This window comes from Burkholderiales bacterium (genome assembly GCA_015075645.1).
In the GTDB taxonomy this organism is placed as follows: Bacteria; Pseudomonadota; Gammaproteobacteria; order Burkholderiales; family Casimicrobiaceae; genus VBCG01.
In genome coordinates this window covers 17,291-31,959 of record JABTUF010000009.1, presented here as the reverse complement: position 1 = coordinate 31,959, position 14,669 = coordinate 17,291, and the positions used below count along the sequence as shown (strand labels likewise).

The window sequence follows — 14,669 nt, the reverse complement described above, 5'->3', positions numbered from 1 at the left end:
GAGAAATCGCCGGGCGCTGGTCGATGTCGGGGTGCTGCGTGATGTTGCGAGGGATCGATCCGCCGGCCGCGACGGTGAAGATTTCGTAGTTGCCGGTTCGGTTCGACTCGAAGGCGACGAGGTCTCCGGTCGTCGACCAATGAGGCCGGGCGTCGTTGCTGGCGTTCGCAGAGAGGTTCGTTACGCCGGTGCCGTCCGGGTTCGCGCTGTAGACCTCGAGCGCGTTGGTCGCGCCGTCCGTGAACGCGATCCGAGCTGGGCACCCGACGTTGGCTCCGTCAATACTCGTATTGGCGTCGGTGCCTGCATCAACATCGGCGTTGGGCACGCACTCGCCAGCCAAGTCACCGGCCTGCGGACTCCAACTGAAACCCGAGGGGCACTCGGTGTCAGGATAGGCGCACACGTCGAACCCAACGGGCGCCGGGAGACACTGCCCGCCGGGAAACAGCGTACAAACCGTGCCGTCAGCGCACCCGACGATCGACGGACGATCGGAACAGCCGAAGGAAAGCGCAGCGGCAGCAAGTGCGAAAGCGGCGTGATGGATCTGCATCGAGGCTCCAGAGGCGGCAACGCGTGAGGGCGCGATCGTGGTCGAGTTTTGGTGTGCGGCCCAGGCCCAAGCCGCCAACAGTTCATGGCCGAGGTGATGCCGTCGTCCACGGTAGCGCGAGAGACCAGCGATGATGCTCGAAAAGTGGCGCTACCGTGATGGGTCGTACGATCCAGCGCCAGCGTTTACATCGAGAGCAGAACGCGCGCGCAGGTTAACCCGCGTCGCCGCGATCGACATCACGGACGCCGGATCGTACCACCCAAGGGCCCACATTCCTTCCGTGTTCCTTGCCGTCTACACAAAAAATCGCTAGTGGTGAGCGATGGCCAGCACCACGAAGCAGACAGAGCCAAAGAAGAAGCGTGGTCGGCCGCGCGCGCTCGACGAGCTAGAGCCGTTTCACGTGCGTGTCGGGACGGATCAACGGGCCCGGTGGCGCGCGTCGGTGGCGGCGTGCGCGGTGGCCGGGTTCGAGGAGAAGGACGAGAGCAAGTGGACGCGATCGGGGCTCGATCGATGGGCTGAAATCTGCGATGTCGCGGTCCGTGCCGGCATCGCCCCGAGCGAGCTGGTTGCGCGAATGCTCCAGCAGCACGAGCGGTCCGCGCTCCTGGTGGCGCAACTGGAGGCGGACCAGGCGACGCGCGCGCTCACGGTCGAGGAGGATCGGATCTTCCGCGCGCTCGCGCCGGCGGCGTGGGAGCAAGCGAGCTGGGCCGGGGCGTTGACGCTCCCGCCGTCGAAGCGACGGCCGAAATGATTATGTGGTGTTTTTTGTGTTGACGAAAATCTGGGCGTGGCTATTGTGGGGGCATGACGAAGACGAAAGCGGCCAAGGCGAGCCAGGGGGCGGCGCCGGCCCCGACGGCGGCGCAGTTCGATGCGTTCCAGCGGATGTACGACTACTTCAACGCGCGCCTGTTCGGCGGCGCGCTCAAGCCGGTGATCCTGAACTTCTCGCGCCACGCGAATAGCTACGGCTTCTTCGCGCCGGATCGCTGGGAGGCGGGAGAGCAAGTCACGCACGAGATCAGCCTGAACCCGTCGCACCTGAAGGCCCGCGACGCGCGCGCGGTGGTCTCGACGCTCGTGCATGAGATGGCGCACTGCTGGCAGCAGGAGTACGGGAAGCCGTCGCGGCGCGGCTACCACAACGAGGAGTGGGCGGCGAAGATGGACGAGATCGGGCTGGTACCGTCGGCGACGGCGGCGCCCGGCGGCGCGCGCACGGGCTATCGCGTCTCGCACTACATCGACGAGGGCGGCGCGTTCGCGCGCGCGTTCGAGGCGATGCCGCGCGAGCATCTCCTGCCCTGGCTGTGCTGGGAGCCGACGGGGAACGGCAGGGGGAAGGCCAAGCCGCGGCCGGTCTCGAAGGTCAAGTACACCTGCCCCGACTGTGGCGCGAATGCTTGGGGCAAGCCGGGGCTCGCGCTCATGTGCGGCGACTGTCGCGAGGACATGACGAGCGCGGACGGTGACGACGGCGGCGCCGGCGACGCGATCCGGAGGGCGGCGTGAGGGCCTACGTCGGGCAGACGCGCTCGGCGGCGCTCGCGCGCGAGCTGGTGCGCGCCGGCATCGGCGAGTGTACGGTGCGCGGCGAGTTGGACCCGCGGCGGCGGCCGTTCTTCCATGACAACGGCGCATGGCGCGACTTCGCGGCGGGCCGCCCGTTCGACTGCACGCGCTGGGCGCGCGACATGTGGCGGATGCGGGATCGCGCGATGCGTCCGGACTTCGTCGTCGTGCCCGACCTGGTGGCCGGCGGGCTGGCGTCGCTCGATGTGTCGGCCTTCTGGCGCGACATGGTGCCCGACGAGTGCCCGGCCTATCTCGCGGTGCAGAACGGCATGAGCGAGGGCGACGTGTCCCGGCACCTGGAACGGTTCAGCTACCGCGGGATCTTCGTCGGCGGCGATCTGGAGTGGAAGCTCGCGACGGCGCCGGCGTGGGTGCGGTACGCGCACGATCGCGGCATGGCCTGTCACGTCGGCCGCGTCGGCGTCGCCGCGCGCGTGCGCTGGGCGCGCGCGATCGGCGCGGACTCGATCGACAGCAGCCTCCCGTTGATGGCGCGCGAGCACCTCGTGCCGTTCCTCGATGCTGTGCTCGCCGGCGACGACGGCGCCGCGCTCGCGAGGGCCGCGTGAGTCGCCGGTCCGATCGAGCGGCGGCGCGGCGCGCGGCGCGCATCCGCCGCGCCGAGCTGCGCCTGTTCGCGGCGGCGCGGCGCTTCTCGGTGGCGCTCGACGGTTGCGCCGTGGAGCCGGTCGAGCACGGCGGCGAGGTGATGAGGGCGCTGGCCGAGCTCGACGCCGCGGCGCTGCGCTTCGCGGACGTGTCCCCGGCACGGAAGCGGCGACGTCGCCGGCGAGTTCGCGCGCGGGGGCAGTCATGAGCGAGCGCCGGGCGTTTCGCTTCGACTGCGACGGGTGCGGCGCGCACCTAGTCGTGCATGACGCGCGCGACCTGCGCATCCACGAGGCGCGGACGATCGCCGAGCGCGAGTATGGCTGGTGGGGGTCGAGCTTCTGTCGGCTGTGCGGGCTGCTCGCGCGTGCCGGTTGGGACCCGCGGACCGCAAGCCACATCAGCGTGCATCGGCTGCCGCGGCCGTTGCGGTCGCCGGCGACGGCCGATCTCGAGGTGGCCGATCTCGAGGTGGACGACAAGGAAGGCAACGCGTACGTGCCGACCGACGAGACGATCGGATGGCCGTCGGTGCGGCTGGAGATCGACGGCTCGATCGTACGATCCACTGCGGCGCCGGGCCCGCTCGCGCCTGGCCGGCACGGCGCGGCGCCGGCCGCGCGCGGCGGCGAGCTGGCGGCGGTCGCGGTTGGAGCGAAACCGCTCGCCGGCGCGGACTGGTCTCGATAGCTCACACGGTCTTGGTACGCTCACACGGGAGGCAACCGCATGACGGACGATCAGAAGAAGATGTGGGAGTGGGCCGAGCAGCGCGGCGGCCTCGTCGATGCCGACGGGATCCGCGAGCACACGTTCCGCTACCGTCGCCACCTGCAGGCGCCGCATCGGTTCGCGTGGGATGCGTGGGAGGAACGCGCGAAGGCCGGCGGCGTCGTTGCTGACTTGGCGCAACTCGGCCGGTCGGTGATGCGCGAGGCCGATCAACACGCGTGGTCCGTGGAGCTACAAGCAGAGTGCGGCTGGGCCGACGATGGCGACGCGATGATCGCGCTCGCGCTCGACAAGCCCGAGATCGCCCGCTCGCGATGGTCGTGGTTGCTCGACACCGACGGCGGTCAGGTCGACCCGGAGACCTTCGAGCGGTTGTACGACGACGAGAGCGACGCGTAGCGGGAGGGGATGGAGCCATGGGACTGTTCAGCAGTAATCACCCGGGGCACGAGGGCTACCTGATCGGGCTCGTCAAGGACGACGAGCGCGGACTCGCGGCCGAGGGCCACATGCGCCGACTCGCCTATCCGCACGACGACGGCGATCGCCGCGTGGAGGTGTTGCAGGTCGGCTGCGATTGCGGCTGGCGGTCGGCGCGCTTCTCGGCGCCGACGGGCACCACGTGGTCACCGTTCACCGTTCACGTTCCGGACTACTACGCCGATGCCGTCGACGCGCTCAAGCGCGAGATGTGGGAGCGGCATCTAGGCGACCCGCCGGATCTGCATCGAGCGTGGCTCGACAAGTTCCGCGACGGAGCCAGGCGCTAGGCGCGGTAGAGCACGCGACCGCAGTGCGCGCACTTCACCTCGGGCGGGCGCTGGCCGAGGAGGTCGCGCGACACGGTGAGCTGCGCGCGCGGATGGAGCGGGCACGCGCCAGCGAGGCGAAGCAGGGCGAGATCGTCGTCGAGACGGTTGGCGATGCGATCGGTGATGGTGGTCATGGTGACCATGCTGCGGGAGCCGTCGCGCGTGTGGGAAGCCCTTTTTTCAGTGGCCGGCGCACGCTGCGAGCCTTGACGCGGCCGAGGGCCGTGGTTACTCGGAAGCGCGGTGAACTACGATCCGCACGAGGACTACTACGTCCTGCTCGGCGTGCCCGACACGGCGCCGCCCGCCGCGATCAAGGCGGCGTACCGCGCGCGGATCCTGCACGCGCACCCCGACAAGGCGACGGGCAACACGGCGACGGCGGCGGCGCTGAATCGCGCGTGGGAGGTCCTTGGCGATCCGCGGACGCGCGCGGCCTACGATGCCGCGCGGCGGCGCTACCTGGCCGCGGTAGCGGCGGCTGCGGCGGCCTCGGCGACGAAGGCGCGGCCGGCGACGCGCGCGAGGAAGAAGGTCCGGACGACGCGTGCCGCCGCTCCGGTCGCCCCCAAGGTCAGCCGCAAGGCGGCCCCGCGCGCGGCGGCGCCTCCGGCTCCGAACGCGGTGGACATCGCCGTGGAGAATTTCGTGGGCAGCCTGCGAAACGCCGAGTACGGCAAGGCGCTCGGCTGGTTCATCCTGGGTGCGTTCATCTCGGACGCGTCGCGCCCGCAGCCGACGCGACGGCGCGCGCGGCGGCGGCGGCGGTAGGGGTACCATGTCGCTGGAGACGTCGTCGGACTACGCGAGGCTCGCATGCCTCTCGCTCAAGCTGCCCTCGATGCCGGTTATGGTGAACCCGGCGATCGCCAACGCACGAGCGGTGCGCGACGAGCGCGGGGCGCGCATCGAGTGGTCGCACATCTTCCTCGCGACGCTCGGCCACTTCGAGGTGCTGGCGGTGACCGGGCACGAGGTCGCGCATCACTACCTCTGGTCGAAGCAAGCGGCCGGCGAGACGATCGCGGCCGAGCTGCACGAGCGCCTCGCCGATGTGGTGTCGGGGTGGCTCGCGGCGCGCACGTCGATCGTGCTGGGCCGCGAGGGCCTCGCCCGACTCGCGCGGGCGTTGAACCTGCTCCCGGCGGGAGCCTACGCGGGAAGCGGCGACCGCTTGCGCGATCTGCTCCATGGCTGGAGCAACGGGACGCTTGCGGCGCCGCCGCTCGTCCTGGTCAACCGCCCGTAGGCGCGCTCGTCGAGCGCGTGATTTCGCAGAAGGGGTGAAGTGCGAAATCTCGCCGGGCCCGCGGCCGGGTCGCGTAGGCTCGGGGCGTGCCGAATCGCCGCGAATTGCGCTCCGCGTTTGCAACTGCGAAATCAGGCCCGCGCCGCGCCCTGGGCGTCGCCGCGGTGGCCGCGCTCATCGAGCGCCCGCGATCGGCGGCCGAGCTGGCGGCGCACCTGGCGACCACGCCGCGCGCGCTGGCGGCGGCGTTGCGCGCGCCGGCGAGCGCCGCGCTGATCGAGCGCGACGCGCGCGGCGCGCTACACGCGGCGCCGGGCGCGACGTCAGCCACCCTGCCCTACCAACAACGGCTCGTCCTGGCCGGCGTGCAGGCGCCGCGCGCGCGGCGGCGGCGGCGCGACGACGACGCCGGCGGCGCGGCGCTCGGCGAGCCGGGCGTGTTCATGGCGATCGCGCGCGCGACCGAGCGCCTGTGGCGCCGCGCGCACCTGACCTATGACCAGGCGATCGCGGTCGGCAAGCTGGTACGCGAGCGGCTCGAGCTGACCAAGCCGGCCGCGCGCCGTGGAGCTCCGCCGCGGCTGTCGCCGGCGGACGCCAATCGGTTGATCGCGGCGGCCTATCGAACGGCGAGCGCGCGGGGCGGTGACACTCGTGCGCGCGGCCTCCTGGTCAAGACGCTTCTCCTGAGCGGTGCGCGCGTGAACGAGTTTGTTCATCTGCGCGCGGAGGATCTCGACGTCGAGCAAGCGCGGATCCGGATCCGCAAGGGCAAGGGCGGCAAGGTGCGCACGGTGCCGATCCTTCCCGAGCTGGCGCACGAGCTGCGGACGCACCTCGGCTCGCGCCGCGCCGGTTGGCTGTTCGAGTCGCGCGCGGCCGGTCGCTACAGCACGCGGCGCGTGCAACAGATCGTGCGCGAGGTCGCCGGCAAGGCCGGGATCGTCCATCGCGTCTACCCGCATCTGCTGCGGCACACCGTCGCCCAACACCTGCTCGATCGCGGGATGCCGATCGATCAGGTTCGTTTGTTCCTCGGGCACGAGGACATCAAGACGACGCAGGTCTACGCGGAGCCGGGCCTCGGCGCGGTGAGCGAGAGCTACCGCCGCGCGCTCGGCGGCGGGTTGTCGGCGACCTGGGCGAACGGCGGCGAGCTGGTGCCCGCCCTGCCCTCTCCTCGCGGGGCCGCCGGCGCGGCGCGCGAACCTCGAGATCGCCGCGCGCGGCCTCGTGGCAAGGAAGCCCGGCCGGGTCGGCGGCGCCGTGGAGGTCCTGCTCCTGGTCGAGCTCGCCGGGCGGCGCGCGGCCGGTCTTCCTAGCCCCTCGGCCGCGCGCGGCGATCTCGAGGTTCGCGCGCCGCGCCGGCGGCGGCGAGACCCCGGGCGTTGCGGCTCGTCGCCGAGCTGGTTGGGAACGGTGCCGGCGCATGGTCAGAGCTGCACGACGAGTGCGCCGGCGATCGCGGCGAGGACAACGGCCGCCAGGAGCAAGAGGCCGGCGACGCCAGTGCGCGGCCCGGCGGCCGACAACGAGAGGCGGCCGACGCGCAGGGAAAACCGCTCGGGGGGAGTTGGGTCCTTCATCGTCCAGTCTCTGCCTGATCGAGCGGGATTGGCGCAAGATCGAATTCAGAAGCGATCGATTCGACTCAACTTCGCGTTTTTCGCGCGGCCGATGGGGCGCGGGTCGGCGTGCGCTTGGTCGTACGATCCAGGATCGGGGGCACGTGCGACGCTGGGCGCATGACGTTCCGCGAGGCGGTTGCGCTGCTGGTCGCCGACATCGAGGCGCCGCGCGACGATCGCGAGCTGCAACGGCTGGTGTGCCGCATGGGCGACGCGATCGCCGAGCCGACGATCGAACGGTTGCGCGCGCTGTGGGTGGTGCTGGGGCACGCGCGGCGCGCGCGCGAGCTCCGGGCCGAGTGGGCGCGGCTGGCGGTCGGGTGGCGAGATAGCAAGACGAACCGCGGCCGAGGGCAACGCGTCGGCGAGCTGGCGAGCTGGTACCGAGTTCACGAGCGCGCGGTGGCGGCGGCCGTCCGCGCTGGCTTCGTGGGTCGGGACGTCTCGCCAGCGTCGGCGTGGCAGGCGCACGGCACGGCGCCTGGGCGCGCGAGTCTCCGTCGAGCGGCGAACGTCGCCGGCGACGGCGCGCGAGCTGGTGAAGTGTCGCGGTGGCGGAAGTGGTCGCGATCGCGAGCGTCGCCAGAGGCGAATTAGGAGCCAGCCGGGGTGGTCCTGTAGATCATGGCCGATGAAGGAACGAGATGGATTCTCTCTCCGCGTTGGCCGGCGGTTGTCGCTCGACGGGCACGGGCCACGCGGGACGTTCGTTGCTGCGCTGGTCGCGGTGGTGATCGTCGCAGCGTCGCTCGTCGCCGGCGCCCTCGGCGTGAGGCTGCTCTGGTGAGCCGTCAGCGTTCCCAAGGGTCCTTGACGTCGTGGCGCTCGATGAAGTTGTAGGAGCTGAACGCGTCGCGGGCCTCGGAGCGGGTCACCATGTCGGGATCCATCGCGCCGACGAGATCGGCGCGTGCGAGCGAGACCAGGCCGGCGCGGTGGGCATCGAGCAACCGTCGCTTGAACCCGGCGAGGTCGAGACCGGTTGCCGCGGGCTCGTCGCGGATCGCATCCCACACCGGCGCGATAAACACCTTGCGCGTGCCGAAGGTCGCGCCGGGCATTTGCGCGGCGCGCGCGGCGGCGCTGCGGACTGCCGCGGCGAAGGCATCGAGCGTTGGCGGCGCTGCCGGCGGCGGCGTCGGCAGAGTCGGTGACGTCGCTTTCTTCTTCGCCGACGTGCGGGGCGTTGCTGCTGGAGGCTTCTTCTTCGGCGGCGGCCTGCGTTTCGCCGTCTTTGTCGGCGTGCTGATGTCGAGCTGCTTCCCAACGTATCGCTTGCGTGTGCGGTCGCCGTCCTTCCAGTAGGCGTACCAGTACGGCCCATGCCCTTTCTGTCCGCCCACGCAGCGGCGACACCGTTCCTTCCCACACGCGATCATCTCGTGCTGGTAGGTCACACCGTCGACGTGGACGGGATCGGCGGGGGTCGGGCGCCGCGAGGCCATGTCTTATGTAACGCCACGCTCGGCGATGGAGGCAAGTCTAGTCTTATGTAACCTTGTCGACGGGAAAGTTACATAAGACAGCGCCGGAACGCGGGCGCTGGCCTCCGCGAGCTAGCGCGACGCGAGGAAGGCGCGCACGGCCGCGTTGACCACGTCGGACATGTCTTCATCGCTGCCGAGCTTGGAGGCGAGGTCGCGCGCCACGTCCAGATCGAAGTAGACCGTTGTCCGTCGACGGTGTGGCTTGGTGCGCCGCTCGGCGAGCGAGCGGCTCGCGCGGGTGAACGAAGGGACATCCGTCGGCGGCGCTGGTGGCGCGACGGTCGACAGAGAGGGCGCGCGCGGGAGATCCGTCGCGGGCGTCGAGGATGCGCCGTCGTCGTCGCCTCGATTCACGAAGTCGCGAACGAGGGACGGCGACGGAGAGGGCTTACGCAACGTGAGCGACGGTGACGGCATCGTTGAGGTGCTCCGAAGTGAGGTTGTCGATCGCAGTGGTGAGGTCGCGGATCTCGCGAGTGGCGTCCGGCTGGCCGGACATGTTTGTGACGCCACGCCCCTCGCCCATCGCTTGCTGGTACGCAACGCGCTCGGCGAGTTCGACGGGCATCAGCGGCACTCCGACCGCGGCGAGGTCGTTGCGTGCGTTCTTGCCGATGGCAGTGGCGCGACGGCGCGTGATGACCACGCGCGCGATCAGGTTCGGTCGGATTGTGCGGGCCTCGTCGATGATCTCGAGGCTCTGTTGCAGCGCCCAAGCGTCGGCGGGCGATGCGCCGCACGGGATCAAGACGACGTCGGCGATCACCAGCGCCGACCGCACCACTGCGCCCTCGCGGCCGGGGCAGTCGATGATCGTGATGTCGTAGTTCGCTGCGATGCGATCGAGCTGACCGGGCTTATGCATGTCGCGGCCCATTGCGACGACGGTCGGCGGCTTGTGGCCATTCTCCATCGCGACTTCGGCCCAAACGCGGGAGGTGCCCTGGGGGTCGGCGTCGACGAGAAGAACGCTGCGACCGCGGCGCATGTACTCCGCGGCGAGATTGGTGGCGAGCGTCGATTTGCCGGCCCCGCCCTTCACGCTGACAGAGGCAATGATCATGGCGCCACCTTCGGCGCGCGGACGTCCGAGGGCAAGTTTTCGGCGTTCAACGCCAGACGTCTGGCGTCGAGTACCGGGCGGCGGGCGGCCGGCGTCGAGCACCGAGCGGCAGGTGGCCGGCGTCAAGCACCGAGCGGCAGGCGACCGGCGTCGAGTACCGAGCGGCAGGCGACCGGCGTCGAGCACCGAGCGGCAGGCGACCGGCGTCGAGCACCGAGCGGCAGGCGACCGGCGTCGAGCGCCGAGCGGCAGGCGGCCGGCGTCGAGCGGCAGGCGGCCGGCGTCGAGCACCGAGCGGCAGGCGACCGGCGTCGAGCGCCGAGCGGCAGGTGGCCGGCGTCGAGCACCGAGCGGCAGGCGACCGGCGTCGAGCACCGAGCAGCAGGCGACCGGCGTCGAGCGCCGAGCGGCAGGCGTCAGGTGCTCACACAGAAAGGCAGATCCCGGAGCGATCTCGGGGGCCTAGATCCAATCCGGAAAACTTGCACAGACTCTCCGGATTGGCCTAGGGTCGATCCCGTGCTTACTGCAACCACGCGGGCCCCTGGAGTGCGTCAGGAGGATCGAGCCGAGGCTCGGTCTCGTTCGACGCCGCGGGATCTGGGTTTGGTGCGGACGACGCTCGACGTCCCCGAGCTTCAGCACCGCAGGTTGAAGGTGGTTGCGGCTCAACGAGGGATGACGATCCGCGAGCTGCTTCTTGAGCTGCTCGACAAAGAGGGCATCACGAACACCTGACCCGAAAAGCCAAAACCCGGAAGGTGAAAGCCTTCCGGGTCGTTCTCGCGCGCTGCTGCGTGCGACGGCGAACCAAAGCTTGGCGGCCCTAGGTTCGACGTCGAAGGTAGCGGAGGGGCGGAGTCTTGTCAAAGAAAGACGACTCCGTCTCGTGCGCGTAGGGCGGTCGCTCGCGCGCGCATGGAATCGATCCATCCAACACTCTTCGACGCACACGGCTTCGGCTCCGGCCCTGACGCCGTGGAGCTGCGCGCGCGCGGCGGCGAGAGCGGGACGTTGCACAAGCTCTCGCGCTCGCTGTGGCGGGTGATGAGCGGCGGACACGGCGCGCTCGGCTACGTGGTGCAAGGAGCGCCGTCGATCACGACGGTGCGCGCGGACGGGCGGCGCGTGCCAGTGTTGATCGACACGGGCGACGACGGCAAGAGCTGGCGGCCGGCGCGCGAGCTCGTCCGCGGTCCCGACGGGACGCAACAGGTCGTGCCGCGGCTGTTCACGCCGGCGACGATGGAGGCGCACTTGCGGGGGCGCTACTCGGTGGCGCCCGAGGCGGCGGGCTGGGTCGAGTGGGTCGGGATCGACATCGACGCGCACGCCGGCGCGGACGAGTCGCCGGCGGACGCGCGCGCGCGCGCGCGTTGCGTGCTCGCCCAAGTGCTCGAAGCGCTCGCGTGCGGCGGCGATCGGTGGCCGCTGATGCAGCGCTCTCCGGGCGATGGCTTCCACGTGTGGCTCCCGCTGGCGCGCGAGGGCGGCGGCGACGATTACCGCTGGCCGGCGGCGTGGGGGGCGTCGTGGGTGCGGTTCCACCTGGCCGAGCGCGGCGTCGAGCTGCGCGACGGCGTGTGTGAGGTCTATCCGGCGGGGCGGCGGCTGCGCGCGCCCTGCGGACGCGGCTCGGTGCTCCTGCGCGCCGTGGAGGGCGCCTCGGCGGCCGACGTGATCGATCCGTTCAAGCTCGGGGAGTGGCCGGGGACAATGGGCCGGCGCGCGCGGTGGCTCACGCACGGCGACGTGTTGCCGGTGCGGCGCGTGGGCCCGATGGTCGCCGCGTTCCTCGGCGAGTGGGAGCGCCAGCGGCGGACGCTTGCCGACTGGCTCGGGCGGCCGGAGGCGGCCTGGGATGCGGTGTGGGGGTTCCTCGATCCGCCCGGCGAAAAAAACGAAGGGGCCGCGAATTCGGAGAGTTGCGGCCTGACCCAACAAATAGACGATGACCCCGGCCCACTAGGGCGGCGGGAGAGATCGCGGCCGGTGTTGCAGGTGGTGCGTGGGGGCGCTGCCGATCGTGGATCGGATCCGATCTCTCCTTCCAGTGTTTCTAACTCCCTCCTCGTCGATGCTGCGCCTACCACCGAGGGTGAGGGGGCGTCGCGACCTTCGCGGCTCGTCAAGGGTCCTGCGTTCTGGCGGAAGGTTTCGCGGTTGCTCTCCGACGGCGTGACGGAGACGGGTACGCGGCACGATGCGGTGATGGTGCTGACGTTCGCGTGGGCGGCGGCGGGCGGGCTCGACGAGGAAGCGACGATCGCGCGGCTCATCGACTGGTGCGGCGCGCACGCGCACACAGGCTCGCGGTTGGCGGGCTCGCCGGCGTTCACGCGCGAGTGCGTGCGTGAGGCCCGCGGCTACTTGAAGAGGCACATGCCGTTGTGGCCGTTCCGCGGCGGGCGCGGCGCGCGTGGTGATGCGTCGCTCGGCGTGTTGACGGCGGCCGATCGCGTGGTCGTCGAGCGCGTCGACGCGCGGGTCCGGACCGAGGCGGCGATCGTGCTCGCGTTCCTTGCTGGGCGAGCTGGTCGTGATGGTCGCGTCGGTGAGCCGGTCGAGTGGTGCGCGAGTCTCGCGGCGCGGCTCGTCGGCGATCGGCGCGTCGTGATCGACGGCGCGCGCCGTCGCGCGTGCGTGATCGCCTGGGAGGAGTTGGCGCGGCTCGGCGTGGTGACGCTGCACAAGGGGCACGCGGTCGGCCGGCACGGGCGGCTGTGGTCGTGCTGGTACCGCTTCGGGTCGGGCGAGCTGCCGCAGGCGGTGACGGTCCTACGCGCGACGTGGGAGGCGGCGGGGCGGCGGGAGCCGTTGGTGCCGTCGCTCGCGATGGCTGCCGCCGTGGAGCGCCAGGAGGCGCCAGGAGGCGCGTTCGTCGAGCTGCGCCAGGTCGGCGCTCGGAACGTGCGAGAGGGCGTCTTGCTCGCGCTGAGCGATGCGGGCGGCGCGGTGCGGGTCGTGCTCGAGCCGGGGCCCTGGGCGAGCTCGCCGGCGGCGCCGGGCTACCGGCCGGCGTGGTGGCTGCGGCAGTTCCGCGGGCTCGGTCCGCCGGCGGTCGGCGTCTTCCTTCGTGCGCACGAGGGGCGGCTGGTGCTCGGGGCGCGGTGGGTTGCCGACCGCGTGGCCCGTCGTGCGCGCGGCCGAGCTGGCGCGCGGCAAGAAATCGCGGCGCAGCAAGCGCCCGATCTCGTGGGCGCAGGAAACCCCGCCGAGAAATCGGCGGCGATTTGTTCGGCGGTCGAGTTCGCGGCCTGCGTGGGCGAGGGCGGCGCGGTGGATCGTACGATCCAGCCTGTGGGCGAGCTGCCGTCGCCGATCGCGGTCGTGCCCGAGCTGGCCGGCGCGATCGGTGCTGCGTGGGCGGCGTGGGAGAGGCTCCAAGGTGGCAAAGAGCGGAAGCCGGAAGAGTCGTAACTCGCTGATTCGAGCATCGAGATCGCGCGGACTAACCACGCGGCCAAATACGCGGCCAAAAAAGTTGGGGACGGGACGCAACCGGCGCAAGGAGGGCTCGATACGCGCCCTCAGAAAAAGCCCCGAGGTCCGTCCCCATGAGCAATGCCGCCGTACCGCAGTCCGTCTCGCGCTTCGACCGCATCGACGACGACACCACGAGCGAGGAGCAACCGTTCTGGCTCTACGACCCCGATGGCGAGCCGGTGGTGTTGCCGCCGAGCTGTGTGGGCTTCCAGGTTCGCTACTGGCTGCCGAACCAGCGCGGCCTCGGGACGATCGTTGTCGACGCGCGCAACGGTCGCCCGCTGATCTTGCCGCGCACGGTGACGCCGGATGAGTTCGCCGAGCGCGTCGGCTACAAGGTCGGCCGGTACCGGCTGTTCCTGCTCGATGCCTCGCATCGACGGCTGAACGTCGACCCGGCGCAGATCGAGATCACGCCGGAGATGGCAGCGGCGCGGCGCGGCGAGCTGGCGTCGACGGAGGTCGCATCGTCGCCGGCGTCGTCTTCCTCGTCGTCGGAGCCGTCGTCCGAGCTGCTCGGCCACGTGTTCGCGTTCGTCGAGAAGGCCAACGCGCAAGCAATGGCGCAGATCGCCGGCGTTCATCGCGAGCTATCCGAGCGGCTCGGGCAGGTCGTCGACGCGATGGCCGGCCTCGTGCGCGCGGCTGGTGATAGCGGCGTGGTGCAGAAGTCGACGGCGCTTGCTGCGGCGTCGGCCGGGGCGCCGGTGATCGTGCAGCAAGTTGCGCCGGTGAACGGCAACGCACCCGCGTCGCCGGCGGCGGCGCCGTCGAGCGCGGCGCCTCGCAACGCAGCGAGTGGTGCGACGGCGGCGGCTGCTGCCGCGGAAAAGGGCGGTGTGGCGGATGCGCTGATGGCGCTCGGGATGCCGCTGATCGAGAAGCTGGCGCCGGTCGCGGCCTACGGCATGGCGCAGAAGATGGACGTTCCCGAGGAGGTCGCGCGCGACCTGGCCGGGTTCGTCAAGACGGCGACGCAGACGGCGGGCGCGATGCTCAAGGGTGACGAGTCGGCGACGTCGCCGGCGAGCGAGGCGGGCACCGTGGAGGTTCCGACGCGGACGGGTGCCGAGCTGTTGGCGCACGTAGTGAACATCCAGAGCGCGCTCCCCGACGACGATCGCGCGTGGGTGCTGGGGCAGATGGCGAAGCGGCGCAACCTGGTGGACGCGTTCAAGCCGGCGGTGGCCTCGATCTCCGTCGAGGATGGCGTACGCGCGGTGGCGTCGCTGCGGGCGATGGACGCGGCGCTCACGACGGCGGCCGAGCGCGCTTGCTTCGATCGCCTCCTGCAACCCGACCTGCTGCCGCAGGTGTTCCACAACCTGTTTGTCACGACGTCGCCCGAGGCGGCGATCGGGGCGCTGCGAGCGCAAGCGGAGCAGGTCGAGCGCGCGCAATCGGCGGGCGCCTGACGATTTCACGCAACCGCGACGAGTCGCGATCGATACGGCCGGGTG

General features: G+C 71.1%; 17 protein-coding genes. 12 read left to right on the top strand and 5 right to left on the bottom strand.

Annotated features, from left to right (window positions below; all coding sequences use genetic code 11):
* On the bottom strand, window positions 1-556 hold a 556-nt coding region (locus HS109_20310), incomplete at its 3' end, for a hypothetical protein (GenBank protein MBE7524691.1).
* A gap of 325 nt (window positions 557-881) precedes the next feature.
* On the opposite strand from HS109_20310, the gene HS109_20305 reads away from it, so the two are divergent.
* Genes HS109_20305 through HS109_20275 form a run of 7 tightly spaced genes read left to right on the top strand, consistent with a single transcriptional unit; the run spans window position 882 to window position 4,254 of the window.
* Complete coding sequence (locus HS109_20305; GenBank protein MBE7524690.1) at window positions 882-1,319, top strand: hypothetical protein; 438 nt, start codon at window positions 882-884, stop codon at window positions 1,317-1,319.
* 53 nt (window positions 1,320-1,372) lie between these two features.
* Entirely contained in the window at window positions 1,373-2,080 is a 708-nt protein-coding gene (locus HS109_20300) for a SprT-like domain-containing protein (GenBank protein ID MBE7524689.1), read from the top strand.
* Entirely contained in the window at window positions 2,077-2,712 is a 636-nt protein-coding gene (locus tag HS109_20295) for a hypothetical protein (GenBank protein ID MBE7524688.1), read from the top strand. Before HS109_20300 ends, HS109_20295 begins: the two co-directional genes overlap by 4 nt.
* Complete coding sequence (locus HS109_20290) at window positions 2,709-2,960, top strand: hypothetical protein (GenBank protein ID MBE7524687.1); 252 nt, start codon at window positions 2,709-2,711, stop codon at window positions 2,958-2,960. Before HS109_20295 ends, HS109_20290 begins: the two co-directional genes overlap by 4 nt.
* Window positions 2,957-3,442: a hypothetical protein gene (locus HS109_20285; GenBank protein ID MBE7524686.1), complete on the top strand. Its 486-nt coding sequence runs from the start codon at window positions 2,957-2,959 to the stop codon at window positions 3,440-3,442. The genes HS109_20290 and HS109_20285 overlap by 4 nt, the downstream gene beginning before the upstream one ends.
* 39 nt (window positions 3,443-3,481) lie before the next feature.
* The gene (locus HS109_20280) at window positions 3,482-3,883 is read left to right on the top strand and encodes a hypothetical protein (GenBank protein ID MBE7524685.1); all 402 of its coding nucleotides are present in this window, start codon (window positions 3,482-3,484) and stop codon (window positions 3,881-3,883) included.
* Window positions 3,884-3,900: 17 nt separating this feature from the next.
* Entirely contained in the window at window positions 3,901-4,254 is a 354-nt protein-coding gene (locus tag HS109_20275; GenBank protein ID MBE7524684.1) for a hypothetical protein, read from the top strand.
* On the opposite strand, the gene HS109_20270 is transcribed toward HS109_20275, so the two are convergent.
* Window positions 4,251-4,430, bottom strand: coding sequence for a hypothetical protein (locus tag HS109_20270; GenBank protein ID MBE7524683.1), 180 nt, complete (start codon window positions 4,428-4,430; stop codon window positions 4,251-4,253). The genes HS109_20275 and HS109_20270 overlap by 4 nt on opposite strands.
* A 109-nt stretch (window positions 4,431-4,539) precedes the next feature.
* Between HS109_20270 and HS109_20265 the strand changes: the two genes are divergently transcribed.
* The 3 genes from HS109_20265 (at window position 4,540) to HS109_20255 (ending at window position 6,867) form a co-directional block, all read left to right on the top strand.
* A complete protein-coding gene (locus HS109_20265; protein ID MBE7524682.1) occupies window positions 4,540-5,067 on the top strand; it encodes a DnaJ domain-containing protein in 528 nt (175 codons plus the stop codon).
* Between the two features lie 7 nt (window positions 5,068-5,074).
* Window positions 5,075-5,545, top strand: coding sequence for a hypothetical protein (locus tag HS109_20260; GenBank protein MBE7524681.1), 471 nt, complete (start codon window positions 5,075-5,077; stop codon window positions 5,543-5,545).
* A 248-nt stretch (window positions 5,546-5,793) separates the two neighbouring features.
* A complete protein-coding gene (locus tag HS109_20255) occupies window positions 5,794-6,867 on the top strand; it encodes a tyrosine-type recombinase/integrase (protein MBE7524680.1) in 1,074 nt (357 codons plus the stop codon).
* 309 nt (window positions 6,868-7,176) lie between these two features.
* On the opposite strand, the gene HS109_20250 is transcribed toward HS109_20255, so the two are convergent.
* The 3 genes from HS109_20250 to HS109_20240 form a co-directional block, all read right to left on the bottom strand.
* Entirely contained in the window at window positions 7,177-7,566 is a 390-nt protein-coding gene (locus HS109_20250) for a hypothetical protein (GenBank protein ID MBE7524679.1), read from the bottom strand.
* 398 nt (window positions 7,567-7,964) lie between these two features.
* Window positions 7,965-8,570 carry a hypothetical protein gene (locus HS109_20245; protein ID MBE7524678.1) on the bottom strand — a complete coding sequence of 202 codons (606 nt, stop codon included), beginning with the start codon at window positions 8,568-8,570 and terminating at the stop codon, window positions 7,965-7,967.
* Between the two features lie 478 nt (window positions 8,571-9,048).
* Window positions 9,049-9,723, bottom strand: a complete 675-nt coding sequence (locus tag HS109_20240; protein ID MBE7524677.1) for an AAA family ATPase — start codon at window positions 9,721-9,723, stop codon at window positions 9,049-9,051.
* Window positions 9,724-11,103: 1,380 nt separating this feature from the next.
* Between HS109_20240 and HS109_20235 the strand changes: the two genes are divergently transcribed.
* Together HS109_20235 and HS109_20230 are read left to right on the top strand one after the other, a co-directional pair.
* Window positions 11,104-13,143 carry a hypothetical protein gene (locus HS109_20235; GenBank protein MBE7524676.1) on the top strand — a complete coding sequence of 680 codons (2,040 nt, stop codon included), beginning with the start codon at window positions 11,104-11,106 and terminating at the stop codon, window positions 13,141-13,143.
* Window positions 13,144-13,280: 137 nt separating this feature from the next.
* Window positions 13,281-14,624: a hypothetical protein gene (locus HS109_20230; protein MBE7524675.1), complete on the top strand. Its 1,344-nt coding sequence runs from the start codon at window positions 13,281-13,283 to the stop codon at window positions 14,622-14,624.
* The last annotated feature ends 45 nt before the right edge of the window (window positions 14,625-14,669 follow it).

Bases quoted from the DNA above. Each gene is read 5' to 3' on its own strand.
- HS109_20305 (MBE7524690.1), top strand. From the start codon at position 882: ATGGCCAGCACCACGAAGCAGACAGAGCCAAAGAAGAAGCGTGGTCGG.
- HS109_20300 (MBE7524689.1), top strand. From the start codon at position 1,373: ATGACGAAGACGAAAGCGGCCAAGGCGAGCCAGGGGGCGGCGCCGGCC.
- HS109_20285 (MBE7524686.1), top strand. From the start codon at position 2,957: ATGAGCGAGCGCCGGGCGTTTCGCTTCGACTGCGACGGGTGCGGCGCG.
- HS109_20280 (MBE7524685.1), top strand. From the start codon at position 3,482: ATGACGGACGATCAGAAGAAGATGTGGGAGTGGGCCGAGCAGCGCGGC.
- HS109_20275 (MBE7524684.1), top strand. From the start codon at position 3,901: ATGGGACTGTTCAGCAGTAATCACCCGGGGCACGAGGGCTACCTGATC.
- HS109_20270 (MBE7524683.1), bottom strand. From the start codon at position 4,430: ATGACCACCATCACCGATCGCATCGCCAACCGTCTCGACGACGATCTC.
- HS109_20260 (MBE7524681.1), top strand. From the start codon at position 5,075: ATGTCGCTGGAGACGTCGTCGGACTACGCGAGGCTCGCATGCCTCTCG.
- HS109_20240 (MBE7524677.1), bottom strand. From the start codon at position 9,723: ATGATCATTGCCTCTGTCAGCGTGAAGGGCGGGGCCGGCAAATCGACG.
- HS109_20230 (MBE7524675.1), top strand. From the start codon at position 13,281: ATGAGCAATGCCGCCGTACCGCAGTCCGTCTCGCGCTTCGACCGCATC.